Here is a 20,350-nt window from a genome sequence, read left to right as displayed (position 1 = left end):
GTCCCAGCTCATGGGCGGGCCTTCCCACCTGCGGCAAGATTCCTCCCATGCGTGCACCCGGACTGATACTCGCCGTGACCGCCGCCGTCCTCGCGGTCGCCTGCGCCCCCGCGGACCAGACCGCGCCGCCGACCAACCAGGTGGACGGCGTGACCTGCACGAAGGACAAGCTGCCCACCCTGACCCCGGGCAAGATCACCTTCGGCACGGACCAGCCGGTGTACGAGCCGTGGTTCGTCGACGACGACCCGGCCAACGGCAAGGGCTTCGAGTCCGCGATCGCCTACGCGCTGGCCGAGGAGCTCGGCTACGCCAAGACCGACGTGGTGTGGACGCGGGTGCCGTTCAACGCGGCGATCCAGCCGGGCAAGAAGACCTACGACATGGACCTCAACGAGTTCTCCATCACCGAGGAGCGCAGGCAGGCCGTGGACTTCTCCGCGCCGTACTACGACGTGGACCAGGCCGTGATCACGCTGAAGTCGTCCAAGGCCGCGTCGGTCAAGACGCTGGCCGAGCTCAAGCAGGTCAAGATCGGCGCGCAGGTCGGCACGACCAGCTTCGACGCCGCCGAGCGCCTGCAGCCCGAGCAGGACGTCGCGGTCTACAACACCAACGACGACGGCAAGGCCGCGTTGCGCGCCGGGCAGATCGACGCCCTGGTGGTGGACCTGCCGACCGCGTTCTACATCACGTCCGCGGAGCTGGAGGACGGCCTGATCATCGGCCAGGTCCCGGCGGGCGACGGCAAGCCCGAGCAGTTCGGCGTCGTGCTGGACAAGGGCAGCCCGCTCACCGCGTGCGTCTCGACGGCGGTGGAGAACCTGCGCGCCGACGGCACGCTGGGCCGGATCGAGCAGGAGTGGCTGTCGTCCGCGGGCACCGCACCCGAGCTGAAGTGACGAGCGAGCTGCAGCGGGAGCGCCTGGCCTACAAGCGCTCCCGCTCGCGGCGGTCCACCCTGGTCGCCCTGCTGTCGACCGCCGTGTTCGCCGTCGCGGTCGGGGTCACCGTCTCCCGCGCGCCGGGCTGGCCGCGGGTGCGGCAGTCGTTCTTCAACGTGGAGATCGCGTGGCGCTCGCTGCCCGCGGTGCTGGAAGGGCTCTGGCTGAACCTGCGCGTGCTGGCGGTGTGCGGCGCGCTGATCCTGGTGCTGGCGCTGGTCGTGGCCACGCTGCGCACGCTGCGGGGCCCGGTGTGGTTCCCGCTGCGCGTGCTGGCCACGGCGTACGTGGACCTGTTCCGCGGCCTGCCGCTGATCATCCTGCTGTACCTGATCGGGTTCGGGCTGCCCGCGCTGCGGCTGACCGGCGTGCCGAACGACTTCGTGGTGCTCGGTGGCGCGGCGCTCGTGCTCGCGTACACGGCGTACGTGGCGGAGGTGTTCCGGGCCGGGATCGAGTCGGTCCACCCGTCGCAGGTCGCGGCGGCCCGGTCGCTGGGCCTGGGCCCGCGCAAGACGTTGCGGCTGGTCGTGCTGCCGCAGGCGGTGCGGCGGGTGATGCCCGCCCTGCTGAACGACTTCGTGGCGCTGCAGAAGGACTGCGGGCTGATCTCCGTGCTGGGCGCGGTGGACGCGGTGCGCGCGGCGCAGATCGAGCACGCGCGGGCGTTCAACTTCACGCCGTACGTGGTGGCGGGCCTGCTGTTCGTGCTGCTGGCCGTGCCCACGGCGCGGTTCGCCGACGCGCTGGCCCGCCGGGCGCGACGCCGTCAGGGGGGACGATGACCGAGCCGGTGCTGAGCGTGCGGGGCGTGGTCAAGCGGTACGGCGACCACACCGTGCTGGACGGGGTCAGCCTCGACGTGCGCGAGCACGAGGTGGTGACCGTGATCGGGTCGTCGGGGTCGGGCAAGTCGACCCTGCTGCGGTGCGTGAACCTGCTGGAGGAGCTGGACGACGGTCAGGTCCTGCTCGACGGGGCGGACGTGTCCGACCCGCGGGTGAACGCCGACGTGGCGCGGCGTGCGATGGGGATCGTGTTCCAGGCGTTCAACCTGTTCCCGCACATGAGCGTGCTGGACAACATCACCCTCGCGCCGCGCGTGGTGCACGGCGTGCCGCGCGCGGAGGCCGAGCGCAACGCGCTGGAGCTGCTCGACCGGGTCGGCCTCGCGGACCGCGCGGGCGGCTACCCGGAGCAGTTGTCCGGTGGGCAGCAGCAGCGGGTGGCCATCGCCCGGGCGCTGGCCTACTCGCCGCGGCTGCTGCTGCTGGACGAGATCACCAGCGCGTTGGACCCGGAGCTGGTCGGCGAGGTGTTGGCGCTGGTCAGGGAGCTGGCCGAGGCAGGTCGGACGATCCTGATGGCCACCCACGAGATGGGGTTCGCCCGGCGGGTCGCCGACCGGGTGGTGTTCCTCGACGGGGGTCGGCTGGTCGAGTCGGGACCGCCCGAGCAGGTGCTCGGCGAGCCGGTGCACCCGCGCACCCGGCAGTTCCTGCGCCGGATCATCGAAGCGGGCCGCCTTTAGGCCGCTCGGGAGACGCCACTTGGGGTATCGGACGGGTGAGCCCTACTCTGCTGGGCGTGGTCCATCGGAAGGCATTCGCAGCACCGGTCGCGGCGAGCGGCGGGGTGCTCCTGCTGCTGCTCACGGGTGCCTGCGCGAAGCCGTCGGCGAGCCCGGAGCCGGTGGTGCTCCCGACGACGTCCAGCTCGGCGCCGGTGACCTCGATCCCGGCGGTGGCCGAGATCTCGGTGCGCCCGACGACGACCACCACCACGCCGCCACCGCCGCCGACGGTGGCCGGTACGACCGAACCGCCCCCGCCTCCACCTCCACCGCAGGTCCAGCCGCAGCCCGCACCACCGGCCGAGTCGACGACGACACCGCCCCGGTTCGACGAGGTGGCCCTGGAGGGCTTCCCGTGCGAGGAGGAGGGCGCGACGGCGGTCGACCCGGCGGGGCGCGACCTGGTGTGCGAGAAGACCCGCCGGGGCCGCCTGGTTTGGGACCGTGTTTGACGGCCGCTGCTCCGCGGACGGCGGCTCGGTCGCCGGGAAGTCGACCGTTCGCGACCGCGCGGGCTACAGGATGGGCTCGGGCACGTAGCCGGCGGCGGCCGGGTACTGCGCCAGCAGCTCCTCCACCTGCCGCACCACCTCCGCGACCTGCTGCTCGGCCACGCCGGTGAACGACAGCCGGTCGGCCAGCAGGGCGTCCAGGGCGGCCCGGTCCAGCGGGAGCCGGTCGTCGGCGGCGAACCGGTCCAGCAGGTCGTTGCCCGCCAGCCCCTCCTCGCGCATGGCCAGCGCCACCGCCACCGAGTGCTCCTTGATGACCTCGTGCGCGGTCTCCCGGCCGACGCCCGCGCGGACCGCCGCCATCAGCACCTTCGTGGTCGCCAGGAACGGCAGGTAGCGGTCCAGCTCGCGGGCCACGACCGCCGGGTACGCACCGAACTCGTCCAGCACCGTGATGAACGTCTCCAGCAGCCCGTCGAAGGCGAAGAACGCGTCCGGCAGCGCGACCCGCCGCACCACCGAGCACGACACGTCGCCCTCGTTCCACTGGTCGCCCGACAGCTCGCCGACCATGGACAGGTAGCCGCGCAGGATGACCGCGAAGCCGTTGACCCGCTCGCACGACCGGGTGTTCATCTTGTGCGGCATCGCGCTGGAACCGACCTGGCCCGCCTTGAAGCCCTCGGTCACCAGCTCGTGGCCCGCCATCAGCCGGATCGTCTTGGCCAGCGACGACGGACCCGCCGCCAGCTGCACGAGCGCGGAGACGACGTCGAAGTCCAACGACCGCGGGTAGACCTGGCCGACGCTGGTCAGCACGCTGGTGAAGCCGAGGTGCCCCGCGACGCGGCGCTCCAGCTCCACCAGCTTGTCCCGGTCGCCGCCGAGCAGGTCGAGCATGTCCTGCGCGGTGCCGACCGGGCCCTTCACCCCGCGCAACGGGTAGCGGGCGATCAGCTCGTCCAGCCGGCGGAACGCGACCAGCAGCTCGTCCGCCGCGGTGGCGAACCGCTTGCCCAGCGTGGTGGCCTGGGCGGCGACGTTGTGCGAGCGGCCCGCCATCACCAGGTCGGTGTGCTCCGCGGCACGGCGGGCCAGGCGGGCCAGGACGGCGGCGGTCTTGCCGCGCACGTGCTCCAGCGACCGCAGCACCTGGAGCTGCTCGACGTTCTCGGTGAGGTCGCGCGAGGTCATGCCCTTGTGCACGTGCTCGTGCCCGGCCAGCGCGTTGAACTCCTCGATGCGCGCCTTCACGTCGTGCCGGGTGACGCGCTCGCGTTCGGCGATGGACGCCAGGTCGACCTGCTCGACCACGCGCTCGTAGTCCGCGACGGCCGCCGCGGGCACGTCGATGCCGAGCTCTGCCTGCGCCTTCAGCACGGCGAGCCACAGCCGCCGCTCCAGCACGATCTTGTGCTCGGCGGACCACAGCGTGGCCAGCTCGGTGGAGGCGTAGCGACCGGCGAGGACATTGGCGATGCGGGGCTTGACCGTCACGTGACCAGCTTATTTCGCCCGGACGGGCGGCCGGACGCCGGGGAGCGTCACGGCAGGTTCAGGTTCGGGTCGGTGGCCAGCCGCACGAGCTGGTCGACCGTCAGCACCACGTGCCCCAGCTCGGACCCCATACCCGGGTCGTACCCGTAGGTGGTGACCTGCACGACCGATCCGTTCGCGCGCTGGTGCGCCACCGCGCGCGACACCACGACCTTCGTGCGGGGGTCACCGGTCATGCCGGTCGCGAGCCGCGTGCCGTCCTCGCGCCGCTGCGGTTCGTCGCACTCGAACTCGTCGCAGAACCGGTCGAAGTACTCCTGCCCCGACGGCGCGGTCAACCGCACCACCACCCCGCTCGGACCGATCCCGTCGATGAACCGCACCACCGCGCCGTAGTGCACCGGATCGGCGTCGAGCACCTCGCTGATCTGGACGGCCGTCACCTTCGACCCCGGCACCACCTCGGGGAACCGCCCGGTCAGGTAGCCCGAGAGGAACGACGTGACGCCGGCCGCGGACTTCGGCGCGGTGGTCGCCGGCGCCACGGTGGTGGGCGGCGGTCCGGGTCGGGCGGACGGCGCCGGGGACACCGTGGTCGTCAGCACCGACCCGCTCGCCGCGTCGACCGTCCGCCGCTCCAGCACGCCGGGCAGGCTCAGCACGGTGCCGGTGAGCGCGACCGTCACCAGCGCCACGGCGACCAGCGCGCGCCGCCGCCGGCGCTCGTGCTGGGCGCGTTGGATCAGCTCGTCGGGGTCGAAGCGCAACGGCGGCTCGTCACCGACCGCGGCCCGGAGACCCTCTCGCAGGTCTGCCTCGCTCATGACGCCACCACCGCCCCTCGCTCCAGCTCCTCGACCGCCGCGCGCAACGCCACGAGACCACGCGCCGTCTGGCTCTTCACCGTGCCCTCGGTGCACCCCATCGCCACCGCGACCTCGCTGACCGGGAGGTCTTCGAAGTACCGCAGGACCAGCACGGCCCGCTGGCCCGGCGGCACCCGCAGCAGCGCCGCGTGGATCAGGTCGCGCGCCCACAACTGCTCACCCGCCCGTTCCGGGTCGGCGGTCGCGTCGGCGACGTCGGGCAGCTCGCCGTCCCGCTGCTCGACCCGCCGCCACGGCCTGCGCTTCTCGTCCAGCCACGTGCGCAGCAGCACCTTGCGGGCGTAGGCCGAGGCGTTGTCGCGCCACTCGATCCGGTGCCACGCCTGGTACAGCTTGAGCAGGCTGGCCTGCATCAGGTCCTCGGCCATGTGCCAGTCACCGCAGAACAGGTACGCGGTGCGCCGCAACGACGCGGCGTGGCTCACCGCGAACTCGCGGAAGCCCTGCTCCTCGGCTTTGCGCATGCGTTCAAGTCCCCTTCCGCGCCCCCACCCCGTTCCACGCGGCCGGGGTCAGCGGGGTTGCACGGACTTGCGCAGCATCCGGCGGGCGGCGGCCCTCGGGTCCGGGCTGATCTCGATGAGCGCGTTCACCACGGCACCGTCGACGAGCGCGATCAGCTCCTCCACGCGCTCGCGGCTGACTCGCTGACCGGCCCGGGTGAAGATGTCGAACAGCAGGGAGTGCAGCTCGCCGGACATCCGGCGCATCAGCGGCCGCAGGTAGGGCCGCCTGCCGGTGGCGACGAGGCGTTCGTAGCGCAGCAGCACGGCTTCGGCGTCGCGGTCGCCGGACGGGCCGAGCAGCAGGTCGAGCACCAGCTCGACGAACGCGTCCCCGCCGCACTCGGCCGGGTCCAGCTCGTCGAGCCTGGCCTTGCCGTAGGCCAGCTCGGCGTTGCCGTGGAACTCCAGGGCCGCCGTCACCAGCTCGTCCAGCGAGTCGAAGTAGTACGTCGTGGAGGCCAGCGGCAGGCCCGCGCGTTCGGCGACGGCGCGGTGCCGGATCGCGTCGAAGCCGCCGTCGGCCAGGAGGCTCGCGGCGGCTTCGACCAGCGCCTGGCGCCGGCGTTCGCCCTTCGGCGTTGCGGCTGTCATTGCAGAAAAGGTACTAGTGCCCGCCACCGGCCAGGTTGAGACCGATGACACCGCTGACGATCAGGCCGAGGGAGACCAGCTTGAGGGTGCTGACGCCGTCGCCGAGCCAGACCATGCCGATCACGGCGGTGAGCGCCGCCCCGATCCCGGTCCACACCGCGTACGCCGGTCCGGCGGGCAACTGCTTCATCGCCCAGGCCAGTCCCGCGAAGCTGACCAGCGCGAACACCGCGAACGCCACCGTCCACCACAGCCTGCTGAAGCCGTCGGAGAGCTTCAACGCGACCGCCCAACCGGCCTCGAAGAAGCCGGACACGATGAGCACGGCCCATGCCATGACGACCACCTCCCAATCTGGTACGACCGTACCAAAATTAGTGGTACACCAGTACTGGAATGGTGGGTGATCCCGCTTTCCCGGTCAGAACCGGTCGGCCAGCCTCGACGCCAACCCCGGCAGCTCCCCCTGGAACGGGTCGTCCGCGCCCACGTCCGACCGGCTGATCACGAACAGCTCGTCGCCGCCGGCGGTCCTGGCCGACGCGTAGGCGTACGAGCGGTCGGGCAGCAGGCCCGTCGTGCCACCGGGCGCGATGACCACCGAGAGCGTGCCGCCGACGTCGCCGTCGCGCACGGGCAGGCTCGCGCCGCGCACGGCGCCCGGGCAGAAGGCGGTGGGGGCGAAGGCGTCGTCGGCGTTGGCGACCGGGAGCTCGTCGGCGAGGGCGACGGCGAGCTCCCGGTCCACCTCAACGCACCCGCGTTGGGCGCTGCCGGCCGACGTGCGGCCGGCACTCCCCGGCGGATCGTCCCCCTGCGTAGACGAGTCCTCGGGGATGCTCTCGGGCGACACCTCTCCGCTGCGGTCCGGTGACGCGTCCTTCGGCACCATCTCCGGCTCATCAGCGGTGAAAGGTGTGACGTTAGGGGACGAGGCGTCCTGAGCGGAACCCGCCGAGGCCAGTTCGCCGCCGGACGTGCTCCGCACGAGGTCGGCGCCGACGACCAGGCCGCCGAACACGAGCACGACCGCCATGACGGAGCCGACCGCGACGGCCGACCTGCGCCGCGCGCTCGCCCGCGCCGACGCCGACCGCACGGCGTCCACGTCGAAGGACGGCGGCGGCGCGTCGCGGGCCGCGTCGCGGAACAGCTCGCCCAGCTTCTGCTCGTCCACCTACCTCCTCCTCCCGCTCACGATGCCGGCCGCAAGTCCTCGATCGAGTCGCCCAACGCTTCGCGCAGGGCCTCCAGACCCCGGGAGGTCTGGCTCTTCACCGTGCCCTCGGAGCACCCGAGCGCCTCGGCCGCCGCCGCCACGTCCAGACCCTCCAGGAACCTCAGCACGAGCACCGCCCGCTGCCTCGGCGGCACCCGCCGCAACCCGGCGACCAGCGCCTGCCGCGTGGCCACCGAGTCGCCGAGCTCGCCGTCGCCCGAGGGCGTCTCCGGGACCTCGTCCACGAAGCGCTCCCTCCGCCACGGCCGCCGTGACTCGTCGATCACCGCGCGCACCAGGGTCCGGCGGACGTAGGCGTCCAGGGCCTGCTTGTCCCGGACCTTGCGCCACCTGCGGTGCAACGCGACGAACGCGGTCTGCGCGAGGTCGTCCGCCCGGTGCCAGTCACCACAGAGCAGGAACGCCGTTCGGCGCACGGCCTCCCGGCGAGCTGCGAAGTACTCCGCGAACTCCTGCTCGTCGCGCTGATCCACGCGGACTCTCTCCGCTCGTCGTGCTTGCACTTACCGGACGGAACCGGGGGCGGCAACGGTTGCACGCCGGTTCACCGAGACTTGCGTCACCCCCATCGTGGTACCGCCGACGCGACTGGGTCAGGGCTTGCCCGGTGTGATGTGATCCATTCGTGACCCAGCTCTCGCCGCTCGACTTCCGCTCCGACACCGTCACCCAGCCGGACGAGGCCATGAGACTGGCCATGTCCCGGGCCGAGGTCGCCGACGACGTGCTCGACCACGACCCCACCATGCGGCGGCTCGAGGACCGCGTCGCGGAACTGCTGGGCGTGGAAGCGGCGCTGTGGGTGCCGTCGGGGTCGATGGGCAACCTGATCGCGCTGACCGTGCACCTGCGGCCCGGCGACCGGTTCCTCGCGCCGCGCGGCGCGCACGTGCTGGACAACGAACTGGGCACGGCCGCGTGGATCGCGGGCGGGATGCCGCACCCGCTGGACTGCGACGCCGGCCCCGGCCGGGCCACGCCCGACGCGGTGCGCGCGGCGGCGGGGACGTCCGGGCCGTACTACACGCTGCGCACGACGTTGCTGTGCCTGGAGAACACGCACAACGCCGCCGGTGGGGCGGTGACGCAGCCCGACGAGCACGCGCTGCTGGTGTCGGCGGCGCGGGAGACCGGGCTGCGGGTGCACCTGGACGGCGCGCGGTTGTGGAACGCGGCCGTGGCGCTCGGACTGCCGCCCGCGGCGTTGACGGTCGGCGTGGACACCGTGCAGGTGTGCCTGTCCAAGGGGCTCGGCGCACCGGTCGGGTCGGTGGTGGCCGGGTCGTCGTCCTTCGTCGCCGAGGCGCGGCGGGTGCGCAAGATGCTCGGGGGCGGCGTCCGGCAGGGTGGCGTGCTGGCCGCCGCGGGGCTGGTGGGGCTGGAGCGCGTCGACGACCTGGCCCAAGACCACGCGAACGCGCGTGCGCTGGCCCGCGGGTTGGCGGAGCTGGGCTGGCTGGTGGACGAGCCGGAGACCAACATCGTGCTGGCGGGCGTGCCGGACCTGGAGGTGACGTTGACCGGGCTGCGGCACCTGGGCGTGTTCGCCGGTCCGATGGCGGGCAAGGTGCGCTTCGTGCTGCACCGCGACGTGGGGGCGGAGGACGTGGCGGAGGCGTTGCGCCGGATCGGGTCGGCGAGCTGACGTGCCGGGTGGTGCTCGGCACCGCGGGCACCCGTCGCCCTAGCCGCCGCTCCGGGTTCGGGCGGCGCGCAGTTCCTCGCGCAGCTCGGCCAGCTCCGCCCGCACCAGGCGGAGCTCGGCGGCCGTCGCCTGCTCGGCCTCGGCGACCGAGTCCTCGACCCCGCTGAGGCGTTCGACCAGCCAGGACGCGATCGTGCCGGTGATGACACCCAGCAGCGCGATCCCGCCGATCATCAGCAGCGCGGCGACCAGGCGCCCCTCCCACGTGACGGGGTAGCGGTCGCCGTAGCCGACGGTCGAGATCGTGGTGAGCGTCCACCACGCGGCGTCGCCGAACGTGGTGATGGAAGCGTCCGGGTGGTGGCGCTCGGCGTCCAGCACGGCCAGCGAAGCGCACAGCCCGACCAGGACCGTGACGCCCGCGGCGTACACGCCGACCTGTTGCCGGAACCGGCCCGCGAACCGCTTGTTCAGCACCTTGAGCACGGTGATCAGCCGCAGCACGCGCAGTTGGCGCACCATCGGCAGCAGGACCGCCAGCAGGTCGAACAGGTGCGTGGCGAAGAACCTGCGCTTGTCGACGGCGAGCTTGAAGCGCGCGACGTAGTCCACCGCGAAGATCAGCCAGATGATCCAGAGGACGGCCTCCAGCACCACGTCCAGTCCGGCGGTCGAGCGGTTGTCCAGGACCTGCCACGCGTAGACCACCACGAACAGGACGGCCAGGCCCGTCAGGGGCCACTCGCCGCGGCGCTCCCACCGGGCGAGGCGGCGTTCATCGGTCTCGAACACCGACCCATGGTGCGGGTCGGTTCGACGTTTTTCCAGCTCGTGAGGACGAACGGGCGGGTATCAGGGCGTGTCAGGGCCCTTTGATGCCCTTCGGGCGCTTGGAGCTCTTGATGGCGCCGTACGCGGCCGTGCCGAGGAACAGCACGCCACCGATCACCGCGAGCCAGAACACGCCCTTGATCACGGCGCCGAGCACGGTGATCACGAGCCAGGCCGCGAGCAGCCACAGGATTATCCGGACCATGTCACCCGAACGAATGGATCACCGGTTCGGTTCCCCCGCCGAAGCTCCGATCGGAGTACTACTGTCATCATGATGACGACAGCCAAGCGCCCAGCCGCCGCAGAGCCTCTTCGATGTCGTGGCCGGCCCCCGCGAAGGACATCCGGATGAACTCGTGCCCGCGCACGGGGTCGAAGTCGACGCCCGGCACGATCGCGACCCCCGTGTCGTCCAGGAGGCGGCGGCAGAAGGCCATCGAGTCGTCGGTGAGGTGGGAGACGTCGGCGTAGGCGTAGAAGGCACCGTCGGCGGGGGCCACCTTGTCGATGCCGAGGTCGGCCAGGCCCTTGAGCAGCACGTCCCGGTTGAGGCGGTACCCCTCGACCAGGCGCTCGGTCTGCGCGTACGACTCGGGCTCGAACGCGGCGACGGCCGCGTGCTGGGCCAGGGCGGGCGGGCAGAGCGTGAAGTTGCCCGTCAACCGGTCCACCGCCCGGCGCAGGTCGGGTGGCAGCAGCATCCACCCCAGCCGCCAGCCGGTCATGGCGAACGCCTTGGAGAAGGAGTTGACCACGACGGCGTCACGGGAGGTCTGCCAGGCGCACGCGAGCGGCGTGCCGTAGCTGATGCCGTGGTAGATCTCGTCGCTGACCAGCCGCACGTCGTGCTCGGCGCACCAGCCGGCCAGGGCGGCCAGCTCGTCCGGTGACAGCACGGTGCCGGTCGGGTTCGCCGGGCTGGCCACCACGAGCCCGTCGAGCGGACCGGCGTCGTCCAGCATCGCCACCGTGGGCTGGAACCGCGTCTCCGGCCCGCAAGCCAGCTCGACCACCTCGCAGCCCAGCGCGGTGAGGATGTTGCGGTAGGCGGGGTAGCCGGGCCGGGCCAGCGCGACGCGGGCCCCCGCCTCGAACGACGCGAGGAACGCCAGCAGGAACCCACCCGACGACCCGGTGGTCACCACGACGTCGTCCGCCGAGACCGCCAGCCCGTACTGCCGGTCGTAGTGCCCCGCGAGGGCTTCCCGCAGCTCGACGATGCCCAGCTGCTCGGTGTAGCCCAACGTCTGCCGGCGCAGCGCGCGGTGCGCGGCCTCCAACACGGGCGTGGGCGCGGGGCTCGACGGCTGGCCCGCCGCCAACGACACGACGTCACCCACGACCCGCTGCCGCCGCGCCGTGGCGGACAGCACCTCCATGACGTGGAACGGAGGCACATCGGCACGACCGGCGACACCTGGCATGCCGGCCAGGTTAATCGACGGTCCGGGAGGATCCGCAGGTCACCACCACTGCCTCCGGCACGCACCGGAGCCGGGTACGCACTGCTGATCGACACGCCGGAAGCCGGAGCCGACCAGGCCGCGGCATCCTGGGCGGCGGCCCTCGGCGCGACCGCGCGCCCTGCCCGGCCTCGTCACCTCCGTGCAGTCGGTGGCCGACGCCCCTCGCTTCCACCCGGACATCGGAACCGTCGACGTCGGAGCCGGAACCGCCCGACCGCAGCCGGCAGCCCTGGTAACCGCCTCCACCCGCCATCGACCTCAGACCCGCGTGTCCGTCGAACCCGCCGTAGCGCGAGGACGTGTAGCGGACGCCGGCGATGACGTTGTCGACCGGGTTCCGGATGTCGTCGTGCCCGGGCAGCTCGTGCGCCTGGAACGTCGGGTCGATGCACCGCGTCGGTGAGTGCGTTCCCGCTCTTGGTGGAATCCCCGCCAGGTAGGCCGCGGCGAACCCGGCACCCGCCTCCCGGTCGTGCTCCGGCGCTGTTCCATCGCCTCGTTGACCTTCGCGACCGCCATTTCCCGGCCGTGGGGCGGAACCGGTGACCACCGGGGCGTTATCCGGTGACTTCGTCCACCAGGGCGGTGATCCCCTTCCGCAGCACGTCCGGATCGGTCGGTCCGTGGAAGTCGACCACGTCCGCCGCGCGCCGCCGCCGACCGCTCCGGTCGATGGCCGCCGCGCCGAACTGGCCGCGCAGGTCCGGTCCGCCCACCAGGCCGTCCGGGAGCTTCGGCAGCAGCCCGACCAGCGCGGTGGCGAGGTCGACCTCCACCTCCCGCACGGTGATCAGGTCGCGGGTCAGCACGGCCAGCACCGAGCCCGAGCCGGTGGACGCGGCCAGCGCGCGCACCGCGGCTCTGCCGATGCCCAGCCGCAGGTCCGCCGACCGGGGTGGGTGGGCGATGAGCTTGAACGCCGCGCCGAGCCACGGGTCGAGTTCGCCGCCGCGGGCCAGCCCCTGGGCGGTGAGGTGGCTCCACGGCGCGGGTTCGTCCGGCACGTGCAGCACGATCGGCATGGCGCCGAGGTCGAGGTGTTCCCAGGCGGTGCGGAACGCGGTGGCGCTGAGCGTCGCAGTGGTCACCAGACGTCACTCCCGAATGACGGCGGGCATTGCTCCGGCCCCCCAGGCCCGCACCGGAACTGACGCCGTGGAGCACGGTCGGGTTCCGCTCGGCCGCGCGGGAACTCAGACCTCCTGCACCAGCTCCCACACGCACCCGGCGAGCCGGGCGTTGTCGATCGGGGTGATCGTGCTCCAGTTGCGACCGTCCGAGCTGGGCCGCACCTGGTGCAGGTACCGGCCGGACGGCGTGTCGTGCCAGGCGACCACGCGGTTGGCGCGCACCGGCGGCGCGCCGTGGCGGGCGCGTTCGACGCCGAACTGGCCGCGGGTGCTCATCCCGTCGCACATGCCGGCCAGTTCCTGCGCCTCGTGCAGCGGCAGGCCGTGCCGCTCCAACGCCAGCACCAGCTTCTCCGCGTCCAACCCGGCTTCGCTGCCCGCCGCGCGCAGCACGTCGTTCGGCAGGCTGATCGACCGGCCGTGCCCGGCGGGCATCTCACCGGCCACCGACACGGCCGACTCGGCCAGCGCACTGGCCCGTGACTCGATCAGCCACACCTCGTCGCCGTCGACCACGGCGAGGACGGCCTCCTCACCGGCCGCCGCCGCCAGACCTCTGATCTTGCGGCGGTCGACCCAGATCCACAGGTCGATCGACAGCAGCGGGTTGGCCAGCAGCGCGAACGCGTCGGCCAGCTCGGGCGTCAGCCGCCGGTTGGCGGCCAGCCCGCGCTCGGCGAGAGACGCCCACGCCTGCTCCACGAACACGGCCCGCTCGGTGTGCGTGACGCCCGGGCTCGGCACGTCCAGCGCCACGTTGCGGCGGGTCAGCCGCTCGCCCTCCCAGGCGACGTCGAACTCGAGCGTGGACAGGACAACCGTGCCGGTCACTTCACTTCTTCTCGGTCTCGTCGCCGATGACCGACTGCACGACCATCCGCTCGTCACCGAACACGTCGTCGGAGTCGACGCCGTACTTGCGCACGTGCTCGCCGTCCTCCTCGCCCGGACCGCCCTTGGCGCTGGCCGCCGGCTGCAACATCGAACCGCCGGCACCCGCCTTGCCGGCCGCGGCGCCCGCCGCGCCACGACCGGGCACGCGCTCGTCGGGGTCGATCGCACCGATCGTCGCGGAGATGCCGGGCTTGCCGGTCAGCGTGCCGGGCATCCCGGGCACACCGCCCTTGCCCGCCGGACCACCGCCACCGCCACCGGTGCCCTTGCCACCGGCCGGGCCCTCGGGCACCTTGCCACCGCCGGGCATCGCCGGTGCCGGGTTGCGCACGACCCGCCCACCCCGCGCCTGCGTGGCCGCGAGCCCCAACCCGAGCCCGCCGGCCAGCCCGAGCCCGAGCCCCAACCCGAAGTTCGACCCACCGGGCTTCACCCCGCCCAACGCCGCCGGCGGCAACACCGTCGACCCACCGGGCGTGGGCGGCAGCAACCCCGTGGAGCCACCGGGCATGCCGGGCACCTGCGGCGGCACACCGACCGTGCCACCGGGCACACCGCCCGGCACACCACCGGGGAAACCACCGGGCACGCCACCGCCGGGGATGGAGGGCGCCGGCACACCGGGCTGCCCCACGGCCGCGACCGGCGTGCTGACGCTGGACGCGGTCGTCACCTCGAACTGCGGGGGCTTGTTCATGCCCTGGTACTGGTTCAACGCGTCCCGGCTGGCCTCGGTGTACTGGTCGAGCCCGCGGATGGCCTGCTCACGCGCCGCCTGGGTCTCCTTGACCTCTTTCGCGTGATCCGTCTCGTGCCCGAAGAACCCGAGGAACTCATCCCCGATGTTGGTCTCCGTGTCACCCCGCAACTTCTGCGGCTCGGGCATGCCGTTGCGGGTCTGGCTGTACGTCGCCCCCTGCACCGCCGTGGCCTTGGAGTTCCGCTGCGCCGCCTCATCCGCCTCGGACGCGTAGTCGGCCATGACCGTGGTCTTCTGCCCGGCCTGCTCGCCCGCCGCACCCTGCCAGTCGATGCCGAGCTTCTTGAGCTCCGTGCGCAGGGTCTCGTCCACCTCGATCAGGCTGGCGGACAGCTCGCGCAGCGCGTGCGACGCGTCGCTGAACTTCTGGGCCGCGTCACCCGCCTGGAACTGCTGGACGAGGGTCGCCAACGCCTGGTTGTCGTAACCCTGGAACCGGAAATCCGGAATGTCTCGATGCCCGCTCATGACTTCCCCCTCACGCCAATGTCGGCAAGGTGACGAGCGCCAGCTCGGCCGCCTTCTTCGCGTTGTCGCACATCTGCTCCTGGGACGGCGTCTGCCCGATGGACGAGAAGTCCACGTACAGCTGCTGGCCCTCGGCAACGTCGACGGAGACACCGCAATCCACGGTCGACGTGCCCTTGAAGGTGAGTTGCACGGCGGGGTAGCCGCCCACCTCGATCCGCTCCACCGCGACGTTTCCGGTGCCGCGCCAGTACTCGATGCCCTTGCTCGTCACCAGGCCGACCTCATAGGTGACGCGAGGCGAGTCGTTGTTGTCGTACGCGCAAACCGGCTCATCGCCGGCCTTCACGATGTCACCGTCGTTCCGCTCGGCTTCGACCACCGCGAGCTCTTTCATCTGCTCGGCGGTGAGAACCTTGCAGGGGTCGATCCCGTCGAGCTTCACCTCGCGCGGTCGCGACTTCTCCGGGGCCGCGGACGTCGCGCTGGACGTCATCGGCGTTTCCCCGGCCGGGGTGGCGTCACCGGGCTCGCGATTCGTGCAGCCGACGGCCACCAGTCCCAGGGTGACCGCGACCATCACGACGCGAAGAACGCTAGTGGACACTCTTCGCCCCGAACGCCGTGGTGACCTCTTCTTCGGTGAACCCGTACTGCTCGGCCACCGAGCGCAACTGCTTGACCAGGCTGTCAAGGCTCTCGATGTACTGCCGAACGCGTTCCGCGTACGAATCGTCGGCTTCCGTCAGCCGGCTGTTCCACGCCTCGGCGACACCGGCGTTCACCGGGTCGGCGCCTTCCCCGAGTTCGACCCTGAGGTCCTTGGTGGCCCGCTCCCAGGCCTTGCTCAACCGGTCCGCCTGGTCGTCGATGATCTTGCCCGCCTGGAGCACGGTGTCACGACTGACCTCGAACCTCTGGCCCGACATCGGACCCGCGGACAGTGCGTCGCCCAGTTGCTTCTCCGCCGCGAACATCGCGCCGACCGCCTTGCCGACGGCTCCCCCTGCCGCGGCGACGGCTCCTAGTAGGCCGGTCTCCGGTTCCACGACGTCCTACCCCCGTACGGTCGGTAACGGTTTGAACCCGGTTCGAGGCTACCAACGACCGCGTGAGCCGGGTCTGAGGTTGGACGAAGAAACCTCCGACCCGGTTCCGCCGGGGCGGTGGTCGGAGGTTCTCGTGGTCGGGCGGGTCGGGCTCAGGGGACGGTGATCTCGTCGTGCGCGGCGCGCAGGGCGATGTCCGAGCGGTGGTGGGAGCCGGTCAGGTGGACGCCCGACACGCGGCGGTAGGCGTCGGCGCGGGCGTCGGACAGGGTGGGGCCCGTGCCGACGACGGACAGCACGCGGCCGCCGGTGGAGACGACTGCGCCGTCCTCGCGGCGGCGGGTGCCCGCGTGCAGGACGCCCTCGGCTTCGGCGCCGCCGATCACGTCACCCGTGCGCGGGCGCCCCGGGTAGCCCTCGGCGGCGACCACGACGGTCACCGCGTAGCCCTCGGCCCACTCCAGCGGCGGCACGGTGGCCAGGACGCCGGTGGCGGCGGCGTGGAACAGGGCCGCGGGCGGGGTGCGGAGCAGGGCCAGCACGGCCTGGGTCTCCGGGTCGCCGAACCGGCAGTTGAACTCGATGACCTGCGGGCCGGTGGAGGTCAGGGCCAGGCCCGCGTACAGCAGGCCGGTGAACGGGGTGTCGCGGCGCGCCAGCTCGTCCACGACCGGCTGGACGCAGGTGGCGACGATCTTGTCCACGAGGTCGGCGGGTGCCCAGGGCAGCGGCGAGTAGGCGCCCATGCCGCCGGTGTTGGGACCGGAGTCGCCGTCGCCGACGCGCTTGAAGTCCTGCGCGGGCAGCAGCGGCACCACGGTGGCGCCGTCCACCAGGCAGAACAGCGACACCTCGGGACCGTCCAGGAACGACTCCAGCAGCACCGGGTGGCCGTGGTCGAGCAGCGTCATGGCGTGCGCGCGGGCCACGGCGCGGTCGGCGGTGACGACCACGCCCTTGCCGGCGGCCAGGCCGTCGTCCTTCACGACCCAGGTCGGGCCGAACCGGGTCAGCGCCGAGTCGAGCCGGGCCGGGTTGTCCACGACCTCCGACACGGCGGTCGGCACGCCCGCGGCGGCCATGACGTCCTTCGCGAACGCCTTGGAGCCCTCGATGCGGGCCGCCGCGGCCGACGGGCCGAAGCAGGGGATCCCGATCGCGCGCACGGCGTCCGCCGCACCCGCCACCAGGGGCTGCTCCGGCCCGACTACGACCAGGTCGGCGTTCCACTCCTCGGCCAGCGCCGCGACGGCGCCGCCGTCGGTGACGTCGACCCCGTAGGTCTCCGCCACCCCGGCGATGCCGGCGTTGCCCGGCGCGCAGGCCAACGCGATCACCGAAGGGTCCCGCGACAAGGCGAGGACTAGGGCATGTTCACGGGCGCCAGACCCGATGACCAGGACACGCACGGTGCGGAAGCCTAGATGACCCGGCCGGTCAGCCGCCCAGTGCGTCCAGCGAGCCGGGGTGCAGCGGCACCGGGTCGGTCATGCCGGCCTTCTCCTCGACGATGTCCTTGGCCGCCGGGTGCACGGCCTCCAGGTCGGACTTCTTCTCGAAGATGAGCTTGGTCACGGCGCACGCGTCGCCGTCCGGGAAGTCCGCGCGCACGAGCAGCACGTTCGGCACCGCCACGGTCGGCACGTCGGCCGGCTGCCCGTAGGTCGCGGCCGGGATGACGCCCCGGTCGTAGACCTCGTTGACCTCCTTCAACGCGTCCAGCTGCGGCGTGATGTCGATGAACTTGACCTGGTCCTTCAACGAGGTGGTGATGTCGGTGATCTGCGCGGTGGGCAGGCCGCCGGACCAGACGAGGCCGTCGATGCTGCCGTCCTTCATCCCGTCCGCGGTCTTGGCCAGGTCGAGCCGCTGCGCCTGCACGTCGGTCTCGGGGTTCAGCCCGGCCGCGGTGAGCAGGCGGTTCGCGATCACCTCGGTGCCCGACTTGGGCGATCCGGTGGAGATCCGCTTGCCGCGCATGTCCGCGACCGACTCGATCCCGGAGTCGGCCCGGACCAGCACCTGCGTGTAGTTCGGGTACAGCCTGGTCAGCGCCTTGACCTGCTGCGGCTTGCCGTCGAACGCGCCCTTGCCCGCGACCGCGTCGGCCGCCGTGTCGGCCAGCGAGAACGCCACGTCGTAGTCGCCCGCGACGAGCTGCTGGATGTTCTGCACGGACGCGCCGGTCTCGGCGGCGGTGGCCTTGAGCTTGGTGTTGTCGCTGATCAGCTTCGCCAGCCCGCCGCCCATGACGTAGTACACGCCGCCGGAGTTGCCGGTCGCGATGGTGATCCGGCCGTCCGCGGCCTCGCAGGCGGCTCCGCCCGCGTTGCCGTCGGACGACGCGTCCGGGGTCCGCTTCCCGCCGCACCCGGCGGCGACGAGGCCGACCGAGAGCACGCCCACGGCGACCTTAAGCGTCCAGCTGCGCATGCTGTTCCTTTCCCGAGGGGGTCTTCCGGCGTAGGACGACGTGCACCGCCACCGCGGCCAGCAGGAACGCCGAGCCGACGGCGATGGTGACGGGTTGCAGGTAGAGCAGGGCCACGGCGGCGGGCGCGCACAGCACGCGCTCCGGCCACCGGGCCGGTCCGAACAGCCAGCCGCCGGTGAGCACGGCCAGCGCCGCCACGCCCAGCGCGGACGCGGCGAACGCCCACACCCCGTCGAGGAACGACGTGCGCAGCAGCAGCCCGGAGCCGTTGTCCGTCAGCACGAACGCCAGCGGCACGAGGAACGCGGGCAGCGTGTACTTCCACGTCCGCCACATCGTCTTCATCACGTCGCCGCCGGTGATCGCGGCGGCGGCCACGGCGGCGAGCGCCGTCGGGGGCGTCACCTCCGACAGCACCGCGTAGTAGAAGATGAACATGGCCGCTTCCTCGCGCGCCACGCCCAGCTCGATCAGCGCGGGTCCGATGACGACCCACGAGATGATGAACGACGCCGTCACGGGCACGGCCAGGCCGAGCAGGCTGACCGCGAACGCCGCGAGCACGACCGTGGCGAACAGGACCACCGCCGGGTTGGACGAGATCGCGCCCGCGACGTCCACCAGCGTCGACGCCAGCACCAGGCCGAGCCCGGTCTTGGTGATGGTGGACGTGATCACGCCCGCCGCCGCGCACACCGCGATGACCGGCAGCGCCGACCGCACGCCCTGCGAGAGCGAGTCGACCATGGCCCGCAGCCACCCGCGCACGTCGCCGCGCCGGGCGATCAGCGCGAACACCGCCGCGACGCCGGTCGCGTAGACCACGGCGGAGAACACCGGGATGTCCATCGCCAGGAACACCACGATCACCGCGAGCGACAGGAAGTGGTAGCCGCCGCGCTTGAGCAGCACCCACGGGCTCGGCGAGTCGATGTCCACCGGCTTCGCGCCGAACTTGCGCGCGTCGATCTCCACGGCCAGCGCGATGCCCAGGTAGTACAGCAGGGTCGGCAGGATCGCCCAGATCAGCACCTGGAGGTAGGACGTCTCGAGGTACTCGGCGATGATGAACGCCGCCGCGCCCAGGGTCGGCGGCGACAGGATCGCGCCGATGCCGGACGCGGCGAGCAGCCCGCCCGCGTTCTCCTTGGGGTAGCCCGCCTTCTTCAGCATCGGCCACGTCACCGCGCCCAGCGACACGGTGGTCGCGGTGCCGGAGCCGGACACGGTGCCGAGCAGGAACCCGGCGGTGGCCGCGGTGCGGCCGGGCGCGGTGCGGGACTTGCGGAACGCGGCGAAGCTGATGTCCACGAAGAACGTGCCCGCGCCGGACGCGTTGAGCACCGCGCCGTAGATCGTGAACAGCACGATGTAGGTGGCGGCGACGTCCAGCGGCGTCCCGTAGAACCCGGTCGCGTCGTTGTAGCAGCCGTTGACGATCTGGGAGAAGTCGACGCCGGCGTGCGAGATGTCCCAGGACGGCGGCAGGAACCCGCCGTAGTAGGCGTACGCGATGAACCCGACGCAGACGATCGGCAGCACCCAGCCGGTGGTCCGCCGGCACGCCTCCAGGATCAGCACCAGCAGCACGGTCCCGGCGACGACGTCGAGGGTGGTGAGCTGCCCCTGGCGGTCGAGGAACGCGTCGAACCCGCCGAACAGCGGGTACGCGCCGACCAGGAGTGCCAGGACCGCCGCGACCCAGTCGACGACACCGGGGTCGTCGGCGTCACCACGCCTGCCGCGCGGCCGGTAGCAGAGGAAGACCAGCGGCAGCGTGACCGCCAGGAAGATCACCAGGTAGTACTGGCCGCCCTTGCTGAACGGCCAGAACACCTGCTTGAGCACGAGCAGCGCGATGGCGAGGCCCGCCACCCACACGCCCAGCTCCCACCGCCGGGACAAGGCGCGCGACGGGCGCTCCTCGTCGTACTCGGCGAGCAGTTCATCGACTTCGACCTGCGGCTTGGTCGTCACGCG

Annotated in this window: 23 protein-coding genes and 1 pseudogene; 5 read left to right on the top strand and 19 right to left on the bottom strand. The window is 72.2% G+C overall.

Annotated features, from left to right (window positions below; genetic code table 11):
* The first annotated feature begins 47 nt into the window (after positions 1-47).
* Genes FHX81_RS22550 through FHX81_RS22535 form a run of 4 tightly spaced genes read left to right on the top strand, consistent with a single transcriptional unit; the run spans position 48 to position 2,969 of the window.
* On the top strand, positions 48-902 hold the full coding sequence (locus tag FHX81_RS22550; protein WP_141980039.1) for an ABC transporter substrate-binding protein: 855 nt from the start codon (positions 48-50) through the stop codon (positions 900-902).
* Positions 899-1,729, top strand: a complete 831-nt coding sequence (locus tag FHX81_RS22545) for an amino acid ABC transporter permease (protein ID WP_246107927.1) — start codon at positions 899-901, stop codon at positions 1,727-1,729. Before FHX81_RS22550 ends, FHX81_RS22545 begins: the two co-directional genes overlap by 4 nt.
* Positions 1,726-2,475 carry an amino acid ABC transporter ATP-binding protein gene (locus tag FHX81_RS22540; protein WP_141980037.1) on the top strand — a complete coding sequence of 250 codons (750 nt, stop codon included), beginning with the start codon at positions 1,726-1,728 and terminating at the stop codon, positions 2,473-2,475. Before FHX81_RS22545 ends, FHX81_RS22540 begins: the two co-directional genes overlap by 4 nt.
* Before the next feature lie 56 nt (positions 2,476-2,531).
* A complete protein-coding gene (locus FHX81_RS22535) occupies positions 2,532-2,969 on the top strand; it encodes a hypothetical protein (RefSeq protein WP_141980036.1) in 438 nt (145 codons plus the stop codon).
* Between the two features lie 63 nt (positions 2,970-3,032).
* Here FHX81_RS22535 and purB read toward each other — a convergent pair whose 3' ends face one another.
* The 7 genes from purB to FHX81_RS22500 all read right to left on the bottom strand — a co-directional run bounded on the left by purB (position 3,033) and on the right by FHX81_RS22500 (position 8,163).
* Positions 3,033-4,466: an adenylosuccinate lyase gene (purB, locus tag FHX81_RS22530; protein WP_141980035.1), complete on the bottom strand. Its 1,434-nt coding sequence runs from the start codon at positions 4,464-4,466 to the stop codon at positions 3,033-3,035.
* Between the two features lie 47 nt (positions 4,467-4,513).
* On the bottom strand, positions 4,514-5,290 hold the full coding sequence (locus FHX81_RS22525) for a hypothetical protein (RefSeq protein WP_141980034.1): 777 nt from the start codon (positions 5,288-5,290) through the stop codon (positions 4,514-4,516).
* A complete protein-coding gene (locus tag FHX81_RS22520; protein ID WP_141980033.1) occupies positions 5,287-5,817 on the bottom strand; it encodes an RNA polymerase sigma factor in 531 nt (176 codons plus the stop codon). The genes FHX81_RS22525 and FHX81_RS22520 overlap by 4 nt, the downstream gene beginning before the upstream one ends.
* Positions 5,818-5,865: 48 nt before the next feature.
* Positions 5,866-6,450, bottom strand: a complete 585-nt coding sequence (locus FHX81_RS22515; protein ID WP_141980032.1) for a TetR/AcrR family transcriptional regulator — start codon at positions 6,448-6,450, stop codon at positions 5,866-5,868.
* A gap of 13 nt (positions 6,451-6,463) precedes the next feature.
* Positions 6,464-6,787 carry a DMT family transporter gene (locus FHX81_RS22510; protein WP_141980031.1) on the bottom strand — a complete coding sequence of 108 codons (324 nt, stop codon included), beginning with the start codon at positions 6,785-6,787 and terminating at the stop codon, positions 6,464-6,466.
* An 84-nt stretch (positions 6,788-6,871) separates the two neighbouring features.
* Positions 6,872-7,627: a hypothetical protein gene (locus tag FHX81_RS22505; RefSeq protein WP_141980030.1), complete on the bottom strand. Its 756-nt coding sequence runs from the start codon at positions 7,625-7,627 to the stop codon at positions 6,872-6,874.
* A gap of 17 nt (positions 7,628-7,644) precedes the next feature.
* Positions 7,645-8,163, bottom strand: a complete 519-nt coding sequence (locus FHX81_RS22500) for a SigE family RNA polymerase sigma factor (protein ID WP_141980029.1) — start codon at positions 8,161-8,163, stop codon at positions 7,645-7,647.
* A 152-nt stretch (positions 8,164-8,315) separates the two neighbouring features.
* Between FHX81_RS22500 and FHX81_RS22495 the strand changes: the two genes are divergently transcribed.
* On the top strand, positions 8,316-9,335 hold the full coding sequence (locus FHX81_RS22495) for a threonine aldolase family protein (protein ID WP_141980028.1): 1,020 nt from the start codon (positions 8,316-8,318) through the stop codon (positions 9,333-9,335).
* Between the two features lie 39 nt (positions 9,336-9,374).
* On the opposite strand, the gene FHX81_RS22490 is transcribed toward FHX81_RS22495, so the two are convergent.
* The 12 genes and pseudogenes from FHX81_RS22490 to FHX81_RS22440 all read right to left on the bottom strand — a co-directional run bounded on the left by FHX81_RS22490 (position 9,375) and on the right by FHX81_RS22440 (position 20,347).
* Positions 9,375-10,127, bottom strand: a complete 753-nt coding sequence (locus FHX81_RS22490; protein ID WP_141980027.1) for a potassium channel family protein — start codon at positions 10,125-10,127, stop codon at positions 9,375-9,377.
* A 70-nt stretch (positions 10,128-10,197) separates the two neighbouring features.
* A complete protein-coding gene (locus tag FHX81_RS40700) occupies positions 10,198-10,371 on the bottom strand; it encodes a hypothetical protein (protein ID WP_170232135.1) in 174 nt (57 codons plus the stop codon).
* 67 nt (positions 10,372-10,438) lie between these two features.
* On the bottom strand, positions 10,439-11,593 hold the full coding sequence (locus FHX81_RS22485) for a pyridoxal phosphate-dependent aminotransferase (protein WP_141980026.1): 1,155 nt from the start codon (positions 11,591-11,593) through the stop codon (positions 10,439-10,441).
* Between the two features lie 268 nt (positions 11,594-11,861).
* Positions 11,862-12,029: pseudogene (locus FHX81_RS42135) on the bottom strand (transglycosylase); the annotation flags it as partial.
* Positions 12,030-12,192: 163 nt separating this feature from the next.
* A complete protein-coding gene (locus tag FHX81_RS22475; RefSeq protein WP_141980025.1) occupies positions 12,193-12,723 on the bottom strand; it encodes an ESX secretion-associated protein EspG in 531 nt (176 codons plus the stop codon).
* Positions 12,724-12,828: 105 nt separating this feature from the next.
* The gene (locus tag FHX81_RS22470; protein ID WP_141980024.1) at positions 12,829-13,596 is read right to left on the bottom strand and encodes an ESX secretion-associated protein EspG; all 768 of its coding nucleotides are present in this window, start codon (positions 13,594-13,596) and stop codon (positions 12,829-12,831) included.
* Between the two features lies 1 nt (position 13,597).
* A complete protein-coding gene (locus tag FHX81_RS22465; protein WP_141980023.1) occupies positions 13,598-14,887 on the bottom strand; it encodes a PPE domain-containing protein in 1,290 nt (429 codons plus the stop codon).
* Between the two features lie 10 nt (positions 14,888-14,897).
* Complete coding sequence (locus FHX81_RS22460) at positions 14,898-15,467, bottom strand: DUF3558 domain-containing protein (protein ID WP_246108285.1); 570 nt, start codon at positions 15,465-15,467, stop codon at positions 14,898-14,900.
* A 16-nt stretch (positions 15,468-15,483) separates the two neighbouring features.
* Positions 15,484-15,936, bottom strand: a complete 453-nt coding sequence (locus tag FHX81_RS22455) for a hypothetical protein (protein WP_141980021.1) — start codon at positions 15,934-15,936, stop codon at positions 15,484-15,486.
* A gap of 152 nt (positions 15,937-16,088) precedes the next feature.
* Positions 16,089-17,345: a phosphoribosylamine--glycine ligase gene (gene purD, locus FHX81_RS22450; RefSeq protein WP_141980020.1), complete on the bottom strand. Its 1,257-nt coding sequence runs from the start codon at positions 17,343-17,345 to the stop codon at positions 16,089-16,091.
* 28 nt (positions 17,346-17,373) lie between these two features.
* Entirely contained in the window at positions 17,374-18,369 is a 996-nt protein-coding gene (locus FHX81_RS22445) for a TAXI family TRAP transporter solute-binding subunit (protein ID WP_141980019.1), read from the bottom strand.
* Positions 18,350-20,347: a TRAP transporter permease gene (locus tag FHX81_RS22440; RefSeq protein ID WP_141980018.1), complete on the bottom strand. Its 1,998-nt coding sequence runs from the start codon at positions 20,345-20,347 to the stop codon at positions 18,350-18,352. Before FHX81_RS22440 ends, FHX81_RS22445 begins: the two co-directional genes overlap by 20 nt.
* Between the last annotated feature and the right edge of the window lie 3 nt (positions 20,348-20,350).

It is taken from the genome of Saccharothrix saharensis, assembly GCF_006716745.1.
GTDB lineage: Bacteria > Actinomycetota > Actinomycetes > Mycobacteriales > Pseudonocardiaceae > Actinosynnema > Actinosynnema saharense.
This window is presented reverse-complemented; position numbering and strand designations above follow the sequence as displayed.